This is a genomic window from Bradyrhizobium sp. 23AC (assembly GCF_054863025.1).
The window spans coordinates 136,352-151,310 of the sequence record NZ_JAVAYN010000014.1 but is presented as its reverse complement, the minus strand read 5'-3'; the positions used below and the strand labels follow the sequence as shown (position 1 = coordinate 151,310).

Sequence of the window (14,959 nt, the reverse complement as noted above, 5' to 3'; positions counted from 1 at the left end):
TCAGCCGATAAAGGCCATCATGATCGTTCGATTTTGCGCCGCTGCCTTCGTGTCCGTTCTGACGATCAATGCCGCCCAGGCGCAGGTGCGCGCTCCCACCAGGTTACCGGATCCCCGCACTGAGTTCGTGCGCCAGTGCGCGCCGCGGATGCTCGGGCGGTGGGAACATCCCGAGGAAGTCTGCGGCTGCCTGCACGATCACGCCGCAGCCGCCGTCGAGGACCGCGATCTGCGCGAGGCGCTGTTGCGCGGCATCAGCGAGACCGGCGTGCCCACCATCGAGACCGACTGGGTGCCGACGTCCAAGCAGGGCGAGATCGGTCCGACCTTCACCAAGATCGCCAAGCCAACCTTGCAGTGCATGTTCGATCCGGCGAAGCAGTAACTATTTCGTCTTCGGACCGTAGCGCGGCACGCAGGCGGCGGTGCGCGCGACGCCCTTGTCGGTCATCTTCGTTCCGCGCACTTCCTTGACCTGTCCGGCGGGACAGGTTCCGTCATCCACTTGCACGCGCTGGCCCAGCTTGAGATCGGTGATGTCCTGCTCGCGTCCGACCGTGACGGCGTGCGCCGTCGTCACGAACGCGGCGGAGATCAGGAGCGAGAGGCAAGCTGCACGGCGGAAAAGCATGGCGAAAGATCCCGGCATTGATACCGCAATGTAAGGACGGGCTCGCGATTCTGATAGTGAACCTTTGTCAGGGCCGCCGGGCTGATCTGTTCCTCGTGCGCAGCGCGGTGCGCGATTCCCGCGCGAGCCGTTCGGCGGAGGCGATGAGCTGTGGAACCGCGTGGCCGGAAAATCCCAGCACGAAGCCGGGCAGAGGGCGCGCGCGCGAATAGGTGTCGGCCAATAGCCAGCCTTCCGCGCCGGCCGCCTGCTTGGCCCGCGCTGCTACCGCCAGGTCGACCGAGCGATCAAACCGGGCGACGAGATGCAGGCCCTGCGATGGCACTGGTACCGAGAGCGCGCCATCGGATGCGGCTTCCAGCGTTTCGGCCAGCACGTCGCGGGCGTCGCGATAGAGTTTTCGCACGCGCTTGAGATTGGCGGCGAAGGCGCCGGAGTTGAGCATGTCGGCGACCGCACCTTCCATCAGCGTGCCGGGGAAGCGGTCGAGCGCCGCGCGCGCAGCCGTCACGTCCGCGATCAGGCGTTCGGGCAGGGCGCAATAGCCGATGCGCAGGCCCGGAAACAGCGTCTTGGCAAACGTGCCGAGGTAGATCACGCGCTGGAGGCGATCGATGCCGGCGAGCGACATCAGCGGTGCGCCGTCATAGCGAAACTCGCTGTCGTAATCGTCCTCCAGCACGAAAGCGCCGGCCTGCTTGGCCCAGTCCAGAAGCTCGAGCCGCCGCGGCATCGACATCTGCACGCCCAGCGGAAACTGGTGCGACGGCGTGACATAGGCCGCGCGCGCGTTGGGGCCGGCAGTGCGTCCCTTGGCGACCCGCATCCCGTGCTCGTCGACCGGAACCGGCACGGCGCGATAGCCGCAATGCGCGATGGTTTTTCGCGCGGCGGGGTAACCCGGGTCCTCGCACCAGACCTGGTCGTTCGGCTTCAGAATCGCGCTCAGCACGATGCGCAGCGCATGCAGCGTGCCCGACGTCAGCATGATCTGATCGGGGTCGCAGCGCAGGCCGCGCGCCGACAACAGATGATCGGCGATCGCCGCGCGCAGCTCGCGGCTGCCGCGGGGATCGCCATAATGCAAATGCTCGGCCCCGAAGGCGCGCATGCGCCGGCCGACGAAAGCGCGGAAGCGTTGCACCGCGCGCTCGTCGATATGGGTGCAGCCGAGCGCGAACGCGCCTTGCCCCGGTGTTTCGACGATGACCTTCGCCTTGTTCGGCTCGGCCGTGCGCGCAGGAATGCGCGCCGCGACGAACGTTCCGGAGCCGACGGTCGCCTCGGCGAAGCCGTCGGCGATCAGGCGCTCATAGGCGATGACGACAGCGTTGCGCCGAAAGCCGGTCTGCCTGGCCAGCGTTCGCGACGGCGGCAGCGGCTCGCCGGGCTTGACGAGGCCGGAGACGATCATCTCGCACAGCGCCTGATAGAGCCGGTGTGCGGCGGAGGCGCCTGGCGTGACGTGCGGGCCGGTGAGGTCGAGCGGCAGCTCCGTCTTTGTCGGCAAGGAAGGCTTGGCCGGTGAGGGGAGAGAATTGGTCGGAATATTTCGCATGGAATTGGAACTATCGCAGACCAAATGCGCCGCTACAACTGCTTCCAGATTTCTTCCAATCCGAGCAGGAGCGGCCGTGAGCCAGACCGAGACCTCGAATTCCTATCCGACCTCAGTGCGCAACCAGGTGAAGCGCCGGCACGACCGCGGCTTCTACGACCACGCCACGGTTCATCGCATCCTGGATTCCTCGATGCTCTGCCACGTCTCCTACGTGATCGACGGCCAGCCCTATTGCACGCCGACCTTCTTCTGGCGCGAGGGCACCAAGCTGTACTGGCATGGCTCGAGCGCAAGCCGGATGCTGCGCAGCCAGACCAAGGGCGAGCGCGTGTGTCTCACCGTCGCACATCTCGACAGCCTCGTGCTCGCGCGCTGCGGCTTCAATCACTCCGCAGACTACCGTGCGGTAATGGCGTTCGGCACCGCCTATCTGGTCACCGACCCCGAGGAGAAGGAGCGCGCGGTGATCGCGATGGTCGACCGCTTCTTTCCGGACCGCACGGCGAGCCTGCGGGCCAGCAACACGCAGGAGATCAAGGCGACCTCCTTCATCGCAATGGAGATCGAGGAGGCCTCCGCCAAGGTTCGCGCCAAGGGTGTCGCCGACGACGACGAGGACTATGCACTGCCGATCTATGCCGAGCGCATCGCGGTGCGCACCGTGCTCGGCGCGCCGGAGCCGTGCCCGCGCCTGCTCGACGGCGTCAGCCGGCCTGCGACGCTGAACGGCTATTCGGAAGGCCGCCTGCTCGAAGATGCATTGCGGGATGCATATTTTGTGGAGTACCCGAACGGCTGAAATCGGCTAGCTTGCGCGCTGCTTGGGAACCATTGGAATGCCGGGAGTTGCCTGATGAATGCCGAAACGCAACAGAGGATTCTCGACGCCGTCGATGCCGGCTTCGAGGCCCAGCTCGCCACCACACGCGATTTTGTCGCAATCCCTTCGACCCGCGGGGCGGAGGGGCCGTGCCAGGACATGATCGGCGACCTCCTGCGCGAGCGCGGCTACGAGGTCGACGACTGGCACATCGATGTCGACGACCTCAAGGACCTGCGCGGTTTCGGTCCGATCGAGCATGATTTCTCCAAGGCGCGTTCGGTGGTGGGCACCTACCGTCCGCAAACGAATGGCGGCAAATCGCTGATCCTGCAGGGCCACTGCGACGTGGTGCCCGCAGGCCCCCTGGAACTGTGGGACACGCCGCCGTTCTCGCCAGTCATCAAGGACGGCAAGATGTTCGGCCGCGGCGCCTGCGACATGAAGTCGGGCACCATCGGCGCGCTCCATGCGCTCGATGCGATCAAGGCCGCCGGCTTCAAGCCGACGGCGCGGATCCATTTCCAGTCGGTGATCGAGGAGGAGAGCACCGGCGTCGGCGCGCTGTCGACGCTGCAGCGCGGCTATCGCGCGGACGCCTGCTTCATTCCGGAGCCGACCGGCGGCAAGATGGTACGTTCGCAGGTCGGCGTGATCTGGTTTCGCCTGCGGGTGAAGGGGCACCCGACCCATGTCGCGTTTGCGGGCTCCGGCGCGAACGCGATCATGGCCGCCTATCATTTGATCCAGGCGCTGCAAAAGCTCGAGATCGAATGGAACGAGCGCGCCAAGGCTGACAGGCACTTCAAGACGCTGAACCATCCCATCAACTTCAACCCCGGCATCATCAAGGGCGGTGATTGGGCCTCCAGCGTGCCGGCCTGGTGCGATGTCGATTGCCGGATCGCGGTGTTGCCGGGCTGGTCGATCGCCGATCACCAGAAGGAAATTGCGGCCTGCGTCGCCGCCGCGGCGCGCAACCACCGCTTTCTCGCCAACAATCCGCCGGAGATCGAATGGTCGGGCTTCCTGTCGGAAGGCTATGAGCTGACCGGTGCCGCCGCGCCGGAGGCCGCGTTCGGCAAGGCGTTCGACAAGGTCTATGGCGGTGCAGTGGAGGATCTTGTCTTCACCGCGCTCACCGACACCCGCTTCTACGGCCTCAACCACGGCATCCCCAGCCTGTGCTTCGGCGCCAGCGGCGGCGAGATGCACGGCTTCAACGAATATGTCGAGCTGGAGTCGCTGAAGAAGACGACCAAGGCGATGGCGCTGTTCATCGCGGAATGGTGCGGGGTGGAGAAGGCGTAGCAGGCGCCTCAGGCACGGCTCTCGTAGGGTGGGCAAAGGCGCCCTTGCGCCGTGCCCACGAGTTCTATCCGACATGACCAAGTGCGTGGGCACGCTTCGCTTTGCCCACCCTACGGTATCTCAACTGGAGCACCCTTTGCCCAATCCACCGGCTCCCCCAAATCCTTTAAGCTTAAAATAAAGACTAGGATGCCGGCCGCGCCGATGGCAGACTGGCGCCCGGCTTGTCCGCCGTAGCTCGAAGAGCGAAGGCGGATTCGCAGGGCCTTGAGTCCGCCGAGGGAAGTCACGATGCGCGATTGGGATGATGCTTACGCCAATTCGGCCCATATCCCGGGCTCGGACAAGATGCCTGGACAATGGGCGGAGCGGGCCGCGGCTTACCGTGCCGGGCTGAAGAATTTTCGCCCCGACATCGCCTATGGCGCCGGTGAGCGTCAGCACCTCGACCTGATCCTGCCCAACAGCGAAAGCAAGGGCCTCGTCGTCTTCGTCCACGGCGGCTATTGGATGCGCTTCGACAAGTCGACCTGGACGGATCTGGCCGAAGGCGCGCGCCAGCATGGCTGGACGGTGGCGTTGCCGAGCTACACGCTGACGCCGGCCGCACGCATCTCCGAAATCACCGCCGAGATCGCCGCGGCGATCGCCAAGGCGGCTTCGCTCGTCTCCGGGCCGATCCGGCTCGCCGGCCACTCCGCTGGCGGCCATCTCGTCACGCGCATGCTGTGCGACGACAGTCCGCTCGAGCCCGTCGTCTACAACCGCATCGCCGGCACGCTCTCGATCAGCGGCCTGCATGATCTGCGGCCGCTGCTGCAGACGAAGATGAACGACACGCTGCGCATGACCATGGAAGAGGCGAGCCTCGAAAGCGCAGCGCTGCATCTGCCGCGCGGCCATTCGCCCGTGACCGCCTGGGTCGGTGGTGGCGAGCGCCCCGAGTTCATCCGCCAGTCCGACCTGCTGGCCAATGTCTGGACCGGTTTCGACGTGCCGACACGCCTCGTCGTCGATCCCGGTCTGAACCATTTTACCGTGATCGACGGACTGAAGGATCCGTCATCGCCGATCACCGCGCGCCTGATCGGCCTCGACTGAGCAAACCCGGGGAAGATCGATCGAAAGGGCCTGTCCATGACGTCCAGCGATTACGATCCCACGAGCGAAGGCGCCGAGACCGATTTCGCCCGGCGCATGTCCTACGGCAACTACCTCGCGCTGGATGCGATCCTGGGCGCGCAGCATCCGTTGTCGGAAGCGCATGACGAGATGCTGTTCATCATCCAGCATCAGACCACGGAGCTGTGGATGCGCCTCGCCATCCACGAACTCAGTGCCGCCCGCCGTGCCATCGCCGGTGACGAGGTGCAGCCCGCCATGAAGATGCTGGCGCGGATGTCGCGGATCTTCGAGCAGCTGAACAACGCGTGGGACGTTCTGCGCACGATGACGCCGAGCGAATACACGCGCTTCCGCTCGCAGCTCGGACAGTCCTCCGGTTTCCAGTCGCGGCAATACCGGCTGATCGAATTCCTGCTCGGCAATCGCAACCACGCCATGCTCAAGCCGCACACGCACGATGTGGAGACGACGAAGCTGCTCGAAGCTGAACTGGCGACGCCCAGCCTCTATGACGAGGTGCTCAGGCTCGCCGACCGCAACGGGCTGAAGATGCCGGCGGCGGTGCTCGCGCGCGACGTTCGCGAGACCCACAGCTTCAACGAAGGCGTGCTGCAGGCGTGGCGCGTCGTCTACGAGGCGCCGGAGACGCATTGGATGCTCTACGAGCTCGCTGAAAAGCTGGTCGATTTCGAGGATTACTTCCGCCGCTGGCGCTTCAACCACGTGACGACGGTCGAGCGCGTCATCGGCTTCAAGCGCGGCACTGGCGGCACCGGTGGCGTCAGCTATCTCAAGCGCATGCTGGAGGTCGAGCTATTCCCCGAACTCTGGCGCGTCCGCACCATTCTGTAGAAATGCCCAAAGAAATGTCTATGACCAGATATCGCGTCTATGACGACACCAAAGCGCTGTTCCATCTGCCTGAAGGCGTGATCTATCTCGACGGCAACTCGCTCGGTGCGCTGCCGCTGGGGGTGGCCGAGCGCGTCAATCGCGTCATCACGACCGAGTGGGGCAATGAGCTGATCCGCGCCTGGAACAGTGCAGGCTGGTATGCGCAGCCGCGCCATGTCGGCGATCGCATTGCGCGGCTGATCGGTGCGGAAGCCGGCTCGGTGATGGTCGGAGACACGCTGTCGCTCAAGGTCTACCAGGCGCTGGCTGCTGCGCTCGACATGAACGCGTCCCGCAAGGTTGTCTTGTCGGACACCGGCAATTTCCCGACCGACCTCTACATGGCCGAAGGCCTGATCGCCACGCTCGGGCGCGGCCATCAATTGCGTCTGGTGGCGCCGGAGGAGATCGACGCCGCCCTCTCGGAGGAGGTCGCGGTGCTCTACATCACCGAGGTCGACTACCGCACCGGCCGGCGTCACGACATGGCGAAGCTGACCGCAAAGGCGCATGCGCTCGGCATCGTCACGGTCTGGGATCTCGCGCATTCCGCCGGCGCGCTGCCGGTCGATCTTGCCGGCTGCGGCGCCGATTTGGCGGCGGGGTGCACCTACAAATATCTCAACGCCGGCCCCGGCGCGCCGGCCTTCCTCTATGTCGCGCCACGCCACGCCGACAGCGCGCGTGCCGCTCTGTCGGGATGGATGGGCCACGCCAAACCCTTCGCATTCGAGCTTGGCTATGCGGCCGCTGGTGGCGTCGAACGCATGCGCGTCGGGACACCCCCGGTGCTGGCGATGGCGGCGCTGGAGGCCTCGCTCGACATCTGGGACCGCGTCGATATCGCGGAGGTCCGTGCGCGTTCGCTGGCGCTCGGTGACTTGCTGATCGCCGAAATCGAACGCCGCTGTCCGTCTCTGAAGCTGGTCACCCCGCGCGCGCATGAGCACCGCGGCTCACAAGTCTCCTTCGCCTTCGAGGGCGGTTACGCAGCGATGCAGGCGCTGATCGCCCGCGGCGTCATCGGCGATTTCCGCGCGCCTGACATCATGAGGTTCGGGATTACGCCGCTGTACATTGGTGAGAGCGAGATCGTGCGGGCGGCCGAGATCATCGAGGAGGTGATCGCGGGCGAGGTCTGGCGGCGGCCGGAATATCAGGTCGTGAATGCGGTGACGTGAGGGAAGCCGTGCCCCGGACGCAGCGCGGCGCGCCGCACTTGCGGCGTGATGCGTAGCAGAGCCGGGGCCCATCCCCGCACCGTGCTCCGTCGCGAGATGGGTCCCGGCTCTGCGCAGCAACCCTGGGGGCGTTGCAGCGCGTCCGGGACACGAGAGTGTCGGTGGCCGCGCTATTAGCGCTCATCCCCACAACGCCGTCACAATCGCATCCAGCCCGTCCGTCAGCGCCGCCGGTCCCGGTTGCAGAATGATCGGCGACTTGATCTCGACAATACGATCGTCGCGCACGGCGGGGATATCGCTCCAGCCGTCGCGCTGCTTGATGCGGGTTGGCACGACCTTCTTGCCGCACCAGGAGGCGAGGATGATTTCGGGCGCTTCCTCGCGTACCGCCTCCGCCGCAACGATGCGATCCTTCGCGGCCTGCTGATGTCTCAGCTCCGGAAAGATGTCCGTTCCGCCCGCGATCTCGATCAACTCCGACACCCAGCCGATGCCAGAGATCAACGGATCGTCCCATTCCTCGAAATAAACTCTCGGCCGCAGCGAGGGGCGGGGTGTCGCGGCGATCGTGGCAAGGCGCCGCTCAAGGCCTTGCGCGAGTTCCTCTGCGCGTTCCGCCGCGCCGACCAGCGCACCCAGCGTGCGGATCATCGCCAAAATCCCGGCGACGTCGCGCTGGTTGAAGACGTGGACGTCGATGCCTGCGCGGACGAGATCGGCGACGATGCCGGCCTGGAGATCGGAGAAGGCCAGCACAAGGTCCGGTTCCAGCGCCAGGATTTTTGGAATGTCCGCGGAGACGAACGCCGATACCCGCGGCTTCTCCCGCCGCACCTGGGGCGGGCGGACGGCGTAGCCGGACACGCCGACGATGCGGTCCTGCTCGCCGAGCAGGTACAGTGTTTCGACCGTCTCTTCGGTCAGGCAGACGATGCGGCGTGGCGGGAAGTGGCGCATGGCGCTCCATATGCGCAAATGCCGCGGCGATGTCACGGCGGCCATTACCTCTGACGTCATTGCTTTGCCGCCCGAAGCAATTCACGCTGGGACAACAATCCATTGGGAGGACTTTTGATGACGCCGCTCGAGAAACTTAAAGCGATGAAGATGCCGTTCGCTGAGCTGAAGGGCGTCGAGTTCGTCGAGGCCGGGAAGGACCGGGTGGTGGCGCGCATGATGGTCCGTCCCGATCTCTGCACGCTGCATCACACCATCCATGGCGGCGCGGTGATGGCACTGGCCGACTCCGTCGGTGCGGCCGCGACCGTGATCAACCTGCCTGAGGACGCCAAGGGCACGACCACGCTGGAGAGCAAGACCAATTTCATCGGCGGGGCCAAGGAGGGAACCACGGTCATCGCGACCGCAACCCCCGTTCATCGGGGCCGGCGGACCCAGGTTTGGACCACCCGGCTGGAGACCGAGGACGGCAAGCTGGTCGCCCTTGTCACCCAGACCCAGCTGGTCCTGTAAGACTACGGGGCGTTGATTTTATTAACGAATTGGTCGTCTCCCGTGCCTCTAAGTTGGGCAGGTCCTCGTCTTGCAAAAGATGTTGCGATGCACAATATAGGGGACCTAGGGATTCGAACGCCTCCTCGAGGGACACCAAGAGGAGTTTTGACTTGTCACTCGAAGATTTGGCCCTTGAGGCCACCACCCGCACAACCCACGTTCCGGGCTATGTGCGGACCTTGAGCCAGCAGGAAGAATTGCCGCTCCTGCGCGATCATCTGCTGCGGCTCGATGCCGGAAGTCGGCACGACCGCTTTAACGGCTTTCTCGACGACTCATTCATCGAGCGTTACGCCGCCCGCTGCGCCGAGGACGGCACCGTGATCGTCGCCTATATCGTCGACGGCGTGGTCCGTGGTGCTGCCGAGCTGCATCCGCCCGAAGATGGTTCGCTGCCTGAAGTTGCCTTCAGTGTGGAAGCCACCGCGCGCCGCCAGGGCGTCGGCACGGTCTTGTTCAGCCGCCTGATCGCTGAAGCGCGCTGGAAAGGCTATAAGAGCCTGCGCATCACCACGGGCGCCGAGAATCACGCCATGCGGGCGCTCGCCAGGAAGTTCGGCGCGCATCTGGCTTTCCGCCACGGCGAATCGACTGGCACTATCGACCTCGCCAAGACGCCTGAGGCCGAACTCGCCGATCTCGCGGCCTCGCCGTTCAGGGCCGGCCGCGCTTTGCTCAGCTTCAACTCGACCTGCTGGAAGATCATCTCCAGCATGTACGGCCAGCGCGCCGCCTGAGTTCAGGAAACTGTCGGGAATCAAAAAGCGGACCGGCAAAACCGGTCCGCTTTCGTATTGGGAGCAGGGAATGAAGCCCCCTTAGGTGCCAGTGCGTGTGGCGGCGCTGAAGCGGCGGACGACGCGGCGTTCGACGACCACCGACCGCTGTGCGCCCTGTTCGCCGGCGATCACGCGCGTGGCGGTGATGCGGCTGTTGGTGCGCGCCTGCTTCTTGACCTCGGCCTGCACGACATCAAGCGGCATCCCCATCAGAGCTGCGGCGATCTCGGCCTGCTGCTCATGATCGTCGGTGATGCCGACGGCGGCGAAGATCGCCTCGTCCAGGGTGGGCGGATCATGGCGGACGCGCCGCGTGCCATATTTGGTATTCCAGTCTGCGCTCATAACGGCCTCGTTTTGATGCCGGGATACCTAGTGCCGCAAATGTTGCATTGCAATATGAAATTAGTGTGGCATCTCAGCTATGCACCGGTCGGGTGTCAGGGCGGTGACGCGACACCGGCGTCGATCTCAACCCGTTGTTGCGGCCAGCGCTTCAGGGCGGCATGTCCGGCCTCGGTGAGCCCGTAGATTCCCCGGTCGGCCCGTTCGAACCAGCCATACACATTGTTAAGCAAGATCTTGCCGGCGTCAGGGCAGCGCTCGCGCAATTCGCGCACGGGCCGCGGCCCGTCGGCGAGCGCCGAGGCGCAGGCCAGAGCCTGCTGCCGATAGGCCGTCATGATCGGTGCGCGGGTGCTGCCGCCGAGCACGGGATCGCCCTGGCGGCGCTGGTGTTCCGCGACGAGACGCGACCGCACCTTCGGCTCGCGACGCGGCGCCGCCGTCGGCGGCTTCACCAGCACCTCGACCTGGCCGCGATCGGTCACGCCGAGCATGCCGAAGCCGAGGCGGCGGCAGAGATTGCGATAGCGCGCATCGCTCTCGCGCCCCTTGCCCCGGATCGACATCTTCGCCGCAATCCAGACCTCGTCGCCGGCCGGCGCGCGGTCGACCGCCTGGAGGATCAGTTCGAGATTGAAGGCAAGCTTGAGCTCGCCGATCACCACCACGGGCGGATCGCCGGCGCTGAGGCCCACGAGATCACAGCCGCCGATCTCGCCCTTCACGGTGAAGCCGAGCTCTTCGAGGAAGCGTTTGACGGGGAGGTAAAGCGCGGTTTCCAAAGGGGACGTCCGGTCGGAGAATCAGTTGCGGGCAGTTTAGAGCCTTCTGGGGTCCGATTGAATCAGAGCTGCCGCGCAGGAGGATCCGAACGCAACGCGTTTACACCCGTCCTCCGACCGGGATCAGCGCGCCGGTGATGCCGCTGGCCGCATCGCTGGCGAGGAACAGGATGACCTCGGTGAGTTCCTGTGGCGTCACCCATTTGGAGAAGTCCGCCTTCGGCATGTCAGCTCGGTTGGCTGTGGTGTCGATGATCGACGGCAACACGGCGTTGACGGTGACCTCGCCCTTCCACTCGCTGGCCAGCGCTTCGGTGAGGCGATGCACGCCCGCTTTCGAGGCCGCATAGGGCCCCATGCCGGAGCCTGCCTGGAGCGCGCCCATGGCACCGATATTGATGATGCGGCCGGCCCTGGACGCTGCGAGATGCGGCAGTGCCGCGCGCGACGTGTTGAGCGCGGTCAGGACGTTCAGTGCGTACATGCGCTGCCAGGTCTTGACGTCGCCATCGCCCACGGTCTCGAAGGCGAAGCCGCCGGCGATGTTGATCAGCGCATCGAGCCGGCCGAAATGCTTGGCCGCCGCATCAATTGCCGTCTTCGCCTGGGCCGCCTCGGACAGGTCGACGCCGCCGATCTCGATGCTCTCGGGTGTTGCGGGAATCTGCGATGGCGCGTGATCGATGCCGGCCACGCGCGCGCCGCGCGACCGTGCGATCTCCGCAACCACCTTGCCGAGCGCGCCGTGTGCGCCTGTCACGATCAGGACCTTGTCTTGCATCATCGTTCTCCGGGCACGGCTGTCTATGATTGCAGATAGCGCGCCTTCAGCGCGGTCCGCTCCGCCGTGCCGAGCTTGAGGGCGTCGCGCAAATATGTTTCGAGATCGCCATGTTCACTGCCGATGGCTTCGAATGCCGCGGCAAGGTACGAGGCTTCGACGCTGCCGATGGCATTGCGTACGTCCTCGGGCAGGTCGAAGGCGGCCGTCGCATCGCGCTTGTAATGCTGGTTGGTGAGCAGGTAGTCCTCCGCAATGATTTCGTCGGGTACGCCAAGCGCATGCAGGATCAGCGCGCTGGCAAAGCCGGTGCGGTCCTTGCCCGCCGTGCAGTGAATCACCAGCGGCGCCCGGTCCTCCAGGAGATGGCCGAACAGGTTGCGAAAGCTGTTCGTGTGGTGGCGAACGTAGTTGCGATAGGATTCGCGCATGAGCTCCAGCGCGACCGGTGCAGTCAGCGTGCCCCTCGCGAGTTCGGTATGCAGCGCAGCCACGACGCTCGGCTCGATCGGCAGCGAATGCACCATGATCTCGCTGACAACGCAGATGCCGGCCGCGCGCTCCTCAACCCCACGGAAATCGAAAGCGCTCCGCACCCCCAGCGCCCTGACGATCTCGATATCGGCGGCGGTGAGTTGGCCGAGATGGTTGGAGCGGAAGATGTGCCGCCAGCGCGTGGTGCGGCCGTCGGTGGTCGGGTAGCCGCCGAGATCGCGAAAATTGCTGGCGCCTTGCAGGGCGAGGTGACGGGAAGGGGAATCTGACATGGGATCGGCTTCGGTTATGGTTCCATTGGACGCACGAGGGGGCGTCCTTGAAAGCTATTACAGGGGGCGATCATGGGCCGGCACAAGGCCATTCTTTTGACGACCGCCATGCTGGCAGCTGGAATGACCAGTGCGCGGCAGACTGAAGCGCAGACGTTCCAGACCTATCGCTGTGCGGATGGTACGCAGTTCATCGTTGCATTTTATGACGCCGACAAGCGGGCCTTTCTCCAGATCGACGGCGAGCCGGTCACGCTCGCCAAGCGGCTGTCGGTCGCCGGAAAACGCTATTCGGGGGCGGGGGTCACCCTGACGATTCCCAAGACGGGATCCACCACGGTGAAGCATCTGAGGCGGCCGGTCACGGCATGCGCGGTGATCGAAAAGCCCGGGATCTAGCCGGGAAGGCAGCTGGAATCAAAAAGGGCCGAAACATCGCTGTTTCGACCCTTTTCGAGCTGCCGCCGGGCGCCTGCGAGAGCGCGGCGGTTTCAAACCGACCATAGGCATCAGCGATCCCATTTCGGCTTGGCGTCGTCGACTGCCTCTTGGTGGTACCAGCTGTCGCTGCAGATCGAGACGTTCGCCGGAAGCGAAGCATGATCGGCAGGAGGGCGGGTTTCGCCATAGCGGCGTCCCGCGAGAGCCGCACGGCCCCCGACAGGGAATTGGTAGATCGTTGCCGATCCGTGACTCAGACCATTGTTCATCATTACGATTTCTCCTTGGTCGAAGCGCCTTGGCCTCCATGGTGCGCCCGACTCGTTCGATTGTGGTTACTGGAATCCCCATATCGGCCGCGCATCCCGAAATGCAAAGTGCTGAAAACGAAATCAGTTTCCGCCCAATTTGTAGGCATGTGGCCTGATGCATCCCCTAAGGCACGGTGTCGGTGGCTAACGGCTGGGCCATTCCAAAGGTTGCTAGGCAGGGGCGTGGAGCTTTACGAAAATTGCCGAACGTTGATGCGCGTTTCATCGGCAACCTCCGGCACCGGCCGGCCTGCTTCAGAATCGGGCGTTTTTCGCGGGATTTTTGCGGTGCAGCTACACGCAAAGGTGCGCCGCTATGACGCACGACGACGTCGACATCGCGTCGACGCCGGGCAGGGGACGGCCGCGGTGGAGAACCTCCCGCGCTGCGGCCTTTTGGCACGTTAAATGCTTGTAAAGGGCCGGCCGATGATGGCCGGGTACAAAACGTTCGGGGGCCGCCAGGCCCCCAACCTTTCGCATCATCTACAGAGAGGCTCAATGACCAAGTATAAGCTCGAGTACATCTGGCTCGACGGATATACGCCGACTCCGAACCTGCGCGGCAAAACTCAGATCAAGGAATTCGCGTCGTTCCCGACGCTCGAGCAGCTTCCGCTCTGGGGCTTCGATGGCTCCTCCACCCAGCAGGCCGAAGGCCACAGCTCCGATTGCGTGCTGAAGCCGGTCGCCGTCTTCCCGGACGCCGCGCGCACCAACGGCGTGCTCGTGATGTGCGAAGTCATGATGCCCGATGGCAAGACCCCGCACGCCTCCAACAAGCGCGCCACCATTCTTGACGACGCAGGCGCCTGGTTCGGCTTCGAGCAGGAATACTTCTTCTACAAGGACGGCCGTCCGCTCGGCTTCCCGACCGCTGGTTATCCGGCGCCGCAGGGCCCGTACTACACCGGTGTCGGCTATTCGAACGTCGGCGACGTCGCCCGCAAGATCGTCGAAGAGCACCTCGACCTCTGCCTCGCTGCCGGCATCAACCATGAAGGCATCAACGCGGAAGTCGCCAAGGGCCAGTGGGAATTCCAGATCTTCGGCAAGGGCTCCAAGAAGGCCGCTGACGAAATGTGGATGGCCCGCTATCTGATGCTGCGCCTCACCGAGAAGTACGGCATCGACATCGAATTCCACTGCAAGCCGCTCGGCGACACCGACTGGAACGGCTCCGGCATGCACGCCAACTTCTCGACCGAGTACATGCGCACGGTCGGCGGCAAGGAGTATTTCGAGGCCCTGATGGCCGCCTTCGACAAGAACCTGATGGACCACATCGCCGTCTACGGCCCGGACAATGACAAGCGTCTGACCGGCAAGCACGAGACCGCGCCGTGGAACAAGTTCAGCTACGGCGTTGCCGACCGCGGCGCCTCGATCCGCGTGCCGCACTCCTTCGTCAACAACGGCTACAAGGGCTATCTGGAAGACCGCCGTCCGAACTCGCAAGGCGACCCATACCAGATCGCTTCGCAGATCCTGAAGACGATCGCCTCCGTGCCGGCCGACAAGAAGGCCGCGGCCTAAGATCCTCCCGGCCCGGGCTGGGGGGCTGGCCCGGGTTGGCTCTCAATCCGCCGGAGCTGCAAGGCTCCGGCGGATTTTTAGCATCTTGATGACCGCCATTCCCGTGACGCGCAGGGCTGCATCGCGGGAAACCTGTCCATACCAGCCCAAAGCGGGATAGAGTGCCCGCAGGATGC

18 protein-coding genes are annotated in these 14,959 nt (G+C 64.7%); 10 read left to right on the top strand and 8 right to left on the bottom strand.

What is annotated here, in order from left to right:
* Positions 1 to 19: 19 nt before the first annotated feature.
* A complete protein-coding gene (locus RAD10_RS27985) occupies positions 20 to 385 on the top strand; it encodes a hypothetical protein (RefSeq protein WP_028144962.1) in 366 nt (121 codons plus the stop codon).
* Here RAD10_RS27985 and RAD10_RS27980 read toward each other — a convergent pair whose 3' ends face one another.
* On the bottom strand, positions 386 to 631 hold the full coding sequence (locus tag RAD10_RS27980; protein WP_104463142.1) for a DUF6719 family protein: 246 nt from the start codon (positions 629 to 631) through the stop codon (positions 386 to 388).
* Positions 632 to 698: 67 nt separating this feature from the next.
* Positions 699 to 2,189: a MocR-like pyridoxine biosynthesis transcription factor PdxR gene (pdxR, locus tag RAD10_RS27975; protein ID WP_461620018.1), complete on the bottom strand. Its 1,491-nt coding sequence runs from the start codon at positions 2,187 to 2,189 to the stop codon at positions 699 to 701.
* Positions 2,190 to 2,265: 76 nt separating this feature from the next.
* Here pdxR and RAD10_RS27970 point away from each other — a divergent pair, with 76 nt between their 5' ends.
* The 5 genes from RAD10_RS27970 (at position 2,266) to kynU (ending at position 7,523) form a co-directional block, all read left to right on the top strand.
* Entirely contained in the window at positions 2,266 to 2,991 is a 726-nt protein-coding gene (locus tag RAD10_RS27970; protein WP_461620017.1) for a pyridoxamine 5'-phosphate oxidase family protein, read from the top strand.
* Positions 2,992 to 3,045: 54 nt separating this feature from the next.
* The gene (locus RAD10_RS27965; protein ID WP_461620016.1) at positions 3,046 to 4,323 is read left to right on the top strand and encodes an ArgE/DapE family deacylase; all 1,278 of its coding nucleotides are present in this window, start codon (positions 3,046 to 3,048) and stop codon (positions 4,321 to 4,323) included.
* Between the two features lie 291 nt (positions 4,324 to 4,614).
* Complete coding sequence (locus RAD10_RS27960; RefSeq protein WP_461620015.1) at positions 4,615 to 5,424, top strand: alpha/beta hydrolase; 810 nt, start codon at positions 4,615 to 4,617, stop codon at positions 5,422 to 5,424.
* Positions 5,425 to 5,460: 36 nt separating this feature from the next.
* A complete protein-coding gene (gene kynA, locus RAD10_RS27955; RefSeq protein ID WP_461620014.1) occupies positions 5,461 to 6,300 on the top strand; it encodes a tryptophan 2,3-dioxygenase in 840 nt (279 codons plus the stop codon).
* Between the two features lie 20 nt (positions 6,301 to 6,320).
* Complete coding sequence (gene kynU, locus RAD10_RS27950; protein WP_461620013.1) at positions 6,321 to 7,523, top strand: kynureninase; 1,203 nt, start codon at positions 6,321 to 6,323, stop codon at positions 7,521 to 7,523.
* Positions 7,524 to 7,703: 180 nt separating this feature from the next.
* On the opposite strand, the gene RAD10_RS27945 is transcribed toward kynU, so the two are convergent.
* Entirely contained in the window at positions 7,704 to 8,483 is a 780-nt protein-coding gene (locus RAD10_RS27945) for a cobalamin-binding protein (RefSeq protein ID WP_461620077.1), read from the bottom strand.
* A 117-nt stretch (positions 8,484 to 8,600) separates the two neighbouring features.
* Between RAD10_RS27945 and RAD10_RS27940 the strand changes: the two genes are divergently transcribed.
* Entirely contained in the window at positions 8,601 to 8,999 is a 399-nt protein-coding gene (locus RAD10_RS27940) for a PaaI family thioesterase (protein WP_461620012.1), read from the top strand.
* A 167-nt stretch (positions 9,000 to 9,166) separates the two neighbouring features.
* Positions 9,167 to 9,778 (top strand): GNAT family N-acetyltransferase, encoded by a 612-nt coding sequence (locus RAD10_RS27935; protein ID WP_461620076.1) that lies wholly within the window; start codon positions 9,167 to 9,169, stop codon positions 9,776 to 9,778.
* Between the two features lie 81 nt (positions 9,779 to 9,859).
* Here RAD10_RS27935 and RAD10_RS27930 read toward each other — a convergent pair whose 3' ends face one another.
* The 4 genes from RAD10_RS27930 to RAD10_RS27915 form a co-directional block, all read right to left on the bottom strand.
* The gene (locus RAD10_RS27930; protein ID WP_028144951.1) at positions 9,860 to 10,165 is read right to left on the bottom strand and encodes a hypothetical protein; all 306 of its coding nucleotides are present in this window, start codon (positions 10,163 to 10,165) and stop codon (positions 9,860 to 9,862) included.
* Positions 10,166 to 10,260: 95 nt separating this feature from the next.
* The gene (locus RAD10_RS27925) at positions 10,261 to 10,947 is read right to left on the bottom strand and encodes a DUF2161 domain-containing phosphodiesterase (RefSeq protein ID WP_461620011.1); all 687 of its coding nucleotides are present in this window, start codon (positions 10,945 to 10,947) and stop codon (positions 10,261 to 10,263) included.
* A 100-nt stretch (positions 10,948 to 11,047) separates the two neighbouring features.
* Positions 11,048 to 11,728, bottom strand: coding sequence for an SDR family oxidoreductase (locus RAD10_RS27920; protein ID WP_461620075.1), 681 nt, complete (start codon positions 11,726 to 11,728; stop codon positions 11,048 to 11,050).
* 23 nt (positions 11,729 to 11,751) lie between these two features.
* Positions 11,752 to 12,495: a tyrosine-protein phosphatase gene (locus RAD10_RS27915; RefSeq protein ID WP_461620010.1), complete on the bottom strand. Its 744-nt coding sequence runs from the start codon at positions 12,493 to 12,495 to the stop codon at positions 11,752 to 11,754.
* 72 nt (positions 12,496 to 12,567) lie between these two features.
* Between RAD10_RS27915 and RAD10_RS27910 the strand changes: the two genes are divergently transcribed.
* Entirely contained in the window at positions 12,568 to 12,894 is a 327-nt protein-coding gene (locus tag RAD10_RS27910) for an MliC family protein (protein WP_461620009.1), read from the top strand.
* Between the two features lie 110 nt (positions 12,895 to 13,004).
* On the opposite strand, the gene RAD10_RS27905 is transcribed toward RAD10_RS27910, so the two are convergent.
* A complete protein-coding gene (locus RAD10_RS27905; protein ID WP_461620008.1) occupies positions 13,005 to 13,208 on the bottom strand; it encodes a DUF2735 domain-containing protein in 204 nt (67 codons plus the stop codon).
* Positions 13,209 to 13,748: 540 nt separating this feature from the next.
* On the opposite strand from RAD10_RS27905, the gene RAD10_RS27900 reads away from it, so the two are divergent.
* Complete coding sequence (locus tag RAD10_RS27900) at positions 13,749 to 14,783, top strand: glutamine synthetase beta-grasp domain-containing protein (RefSeq protein WP_091956955.1); 1,035 nt, start codon at positions 13,749 to 13,751, stop codon at positions 14,781 to 14,783.
* The last annotated feature ends 176 nt before the right edge of the window (positions 14,784 to 14,959 follow it).

What these genes read in the sequence shown, in the direction of transcription:
- RAD10_RS27985 (WP_028144962.1), top strand. Translation starts at nt 20, where the DNA reads ATGATCGTTCGATTTTGCGCCGCTGCCTTCGTGTCCGTTCTGACGATC.
- RAD10_RS27980 (WP_104463142.1), bottom strand. Translation starts at nt 631, where the DNA reads ATGCTTTTCCGCCGTGCAGCTTGCCTCTCGCTCCTGATCTCCGCCGCG.
- pdxR (WP_461620018.1), bottom strand. Translation starts at nt 2,189, where the DNA reads ATGCGAAATATTCCGACCAATTCTCTCCCCTCACCGGCCAAGCCTTCC.
- RAD10_RS27965 (WP_461620016.1), top strand. Translation starts at nt 3,046, where the DNA reads ATGAATGCCGAAACGCAACAGAGGATTCTCGACGCCGTCGATGCCGGC.
- RAD10_RS27960 (WP_461620015.1), top strand. Translation starts at nt 4,615, where the DNA reads ATGCGCGATTGGGATGATGCTTACGCCAATTCGGCCCATATCCCGGGC.
- kynA (WP_461620014.1), top strand. Translation starts at nt 5,461, where the DNA reads ATGACGTCCAGCGATTACGATCCCACGAGCGAAGGCGCCGAGACCGAT.
- kynU (WP_461620013.1), top strand. Translation starts at nt 6,321, where the DNA reads ATGACCAGATATCGCGTCTATGACGACACCAAAGCGCTGTTCCATCTG.
- RAD10_RS27945 (WP_461620077.1), bottom strand. Translation starts at nt 8,483, where the DNA reads ATGCGCCACTTCCCGCCACGCCGCATCGTCTGCCTGACCGAAGAGACG.
- RAD10_RS27940 (WP_461620012.1), top strand. Translation starts at nt 8,601, where the DNA reads ATGACGCCGCTCGAGAAACTTAAAGCGATGAAGATGCCGTTCGCTGAG.
- RAD10_RS27930 (WP_028144951.1), bottom strand. Translation starts at nt 10,165, where the DNA reads ATGAGCGCAGACTGGAATACCAAATATGGCACGCGGCGCGTCCGCCAT.
- RAD10_RS27920 (WP_461620075.1), bottom strand. Translation starts at nt 11,728, where the DNA reads ATGCAAGACAAGGTCCTGATCGTGACAGGCGCACACGGCGCGCTCGGC.
- RAD10_RS27915 (WP_461620010.1), bottom strand. Translation starts at nt 12,495, where the DNA reads ATGTCAGATTCCCCTTCCCGTCACCTCGCCCTGCAAGGCGCCAGCAAT.
- RAD10_RS27910 (WP_461620009.1), top strand. Translation starts at nt 12,568, where the DNA reads ATGGGCCGGCACAAGGCCATTCTTTTGACGACCGCCATGCTGGCAGCT.
- RAD10_RS27905 (WP_461620008.1), bottom strand. Translation starts at nt 13,208, where the DNA reads ATGATGAACAATGGTCTGAGTCACGGATCGGCAACGATCTACCAATTC.
- RAD10_RS27900 (WP_091956955.1), top strand. Translation starts at nt 13,749, where the DNA reads ATGACCAAGTATAAGCTCGAGTACATCTGGCTCGACGGATATACGCCG.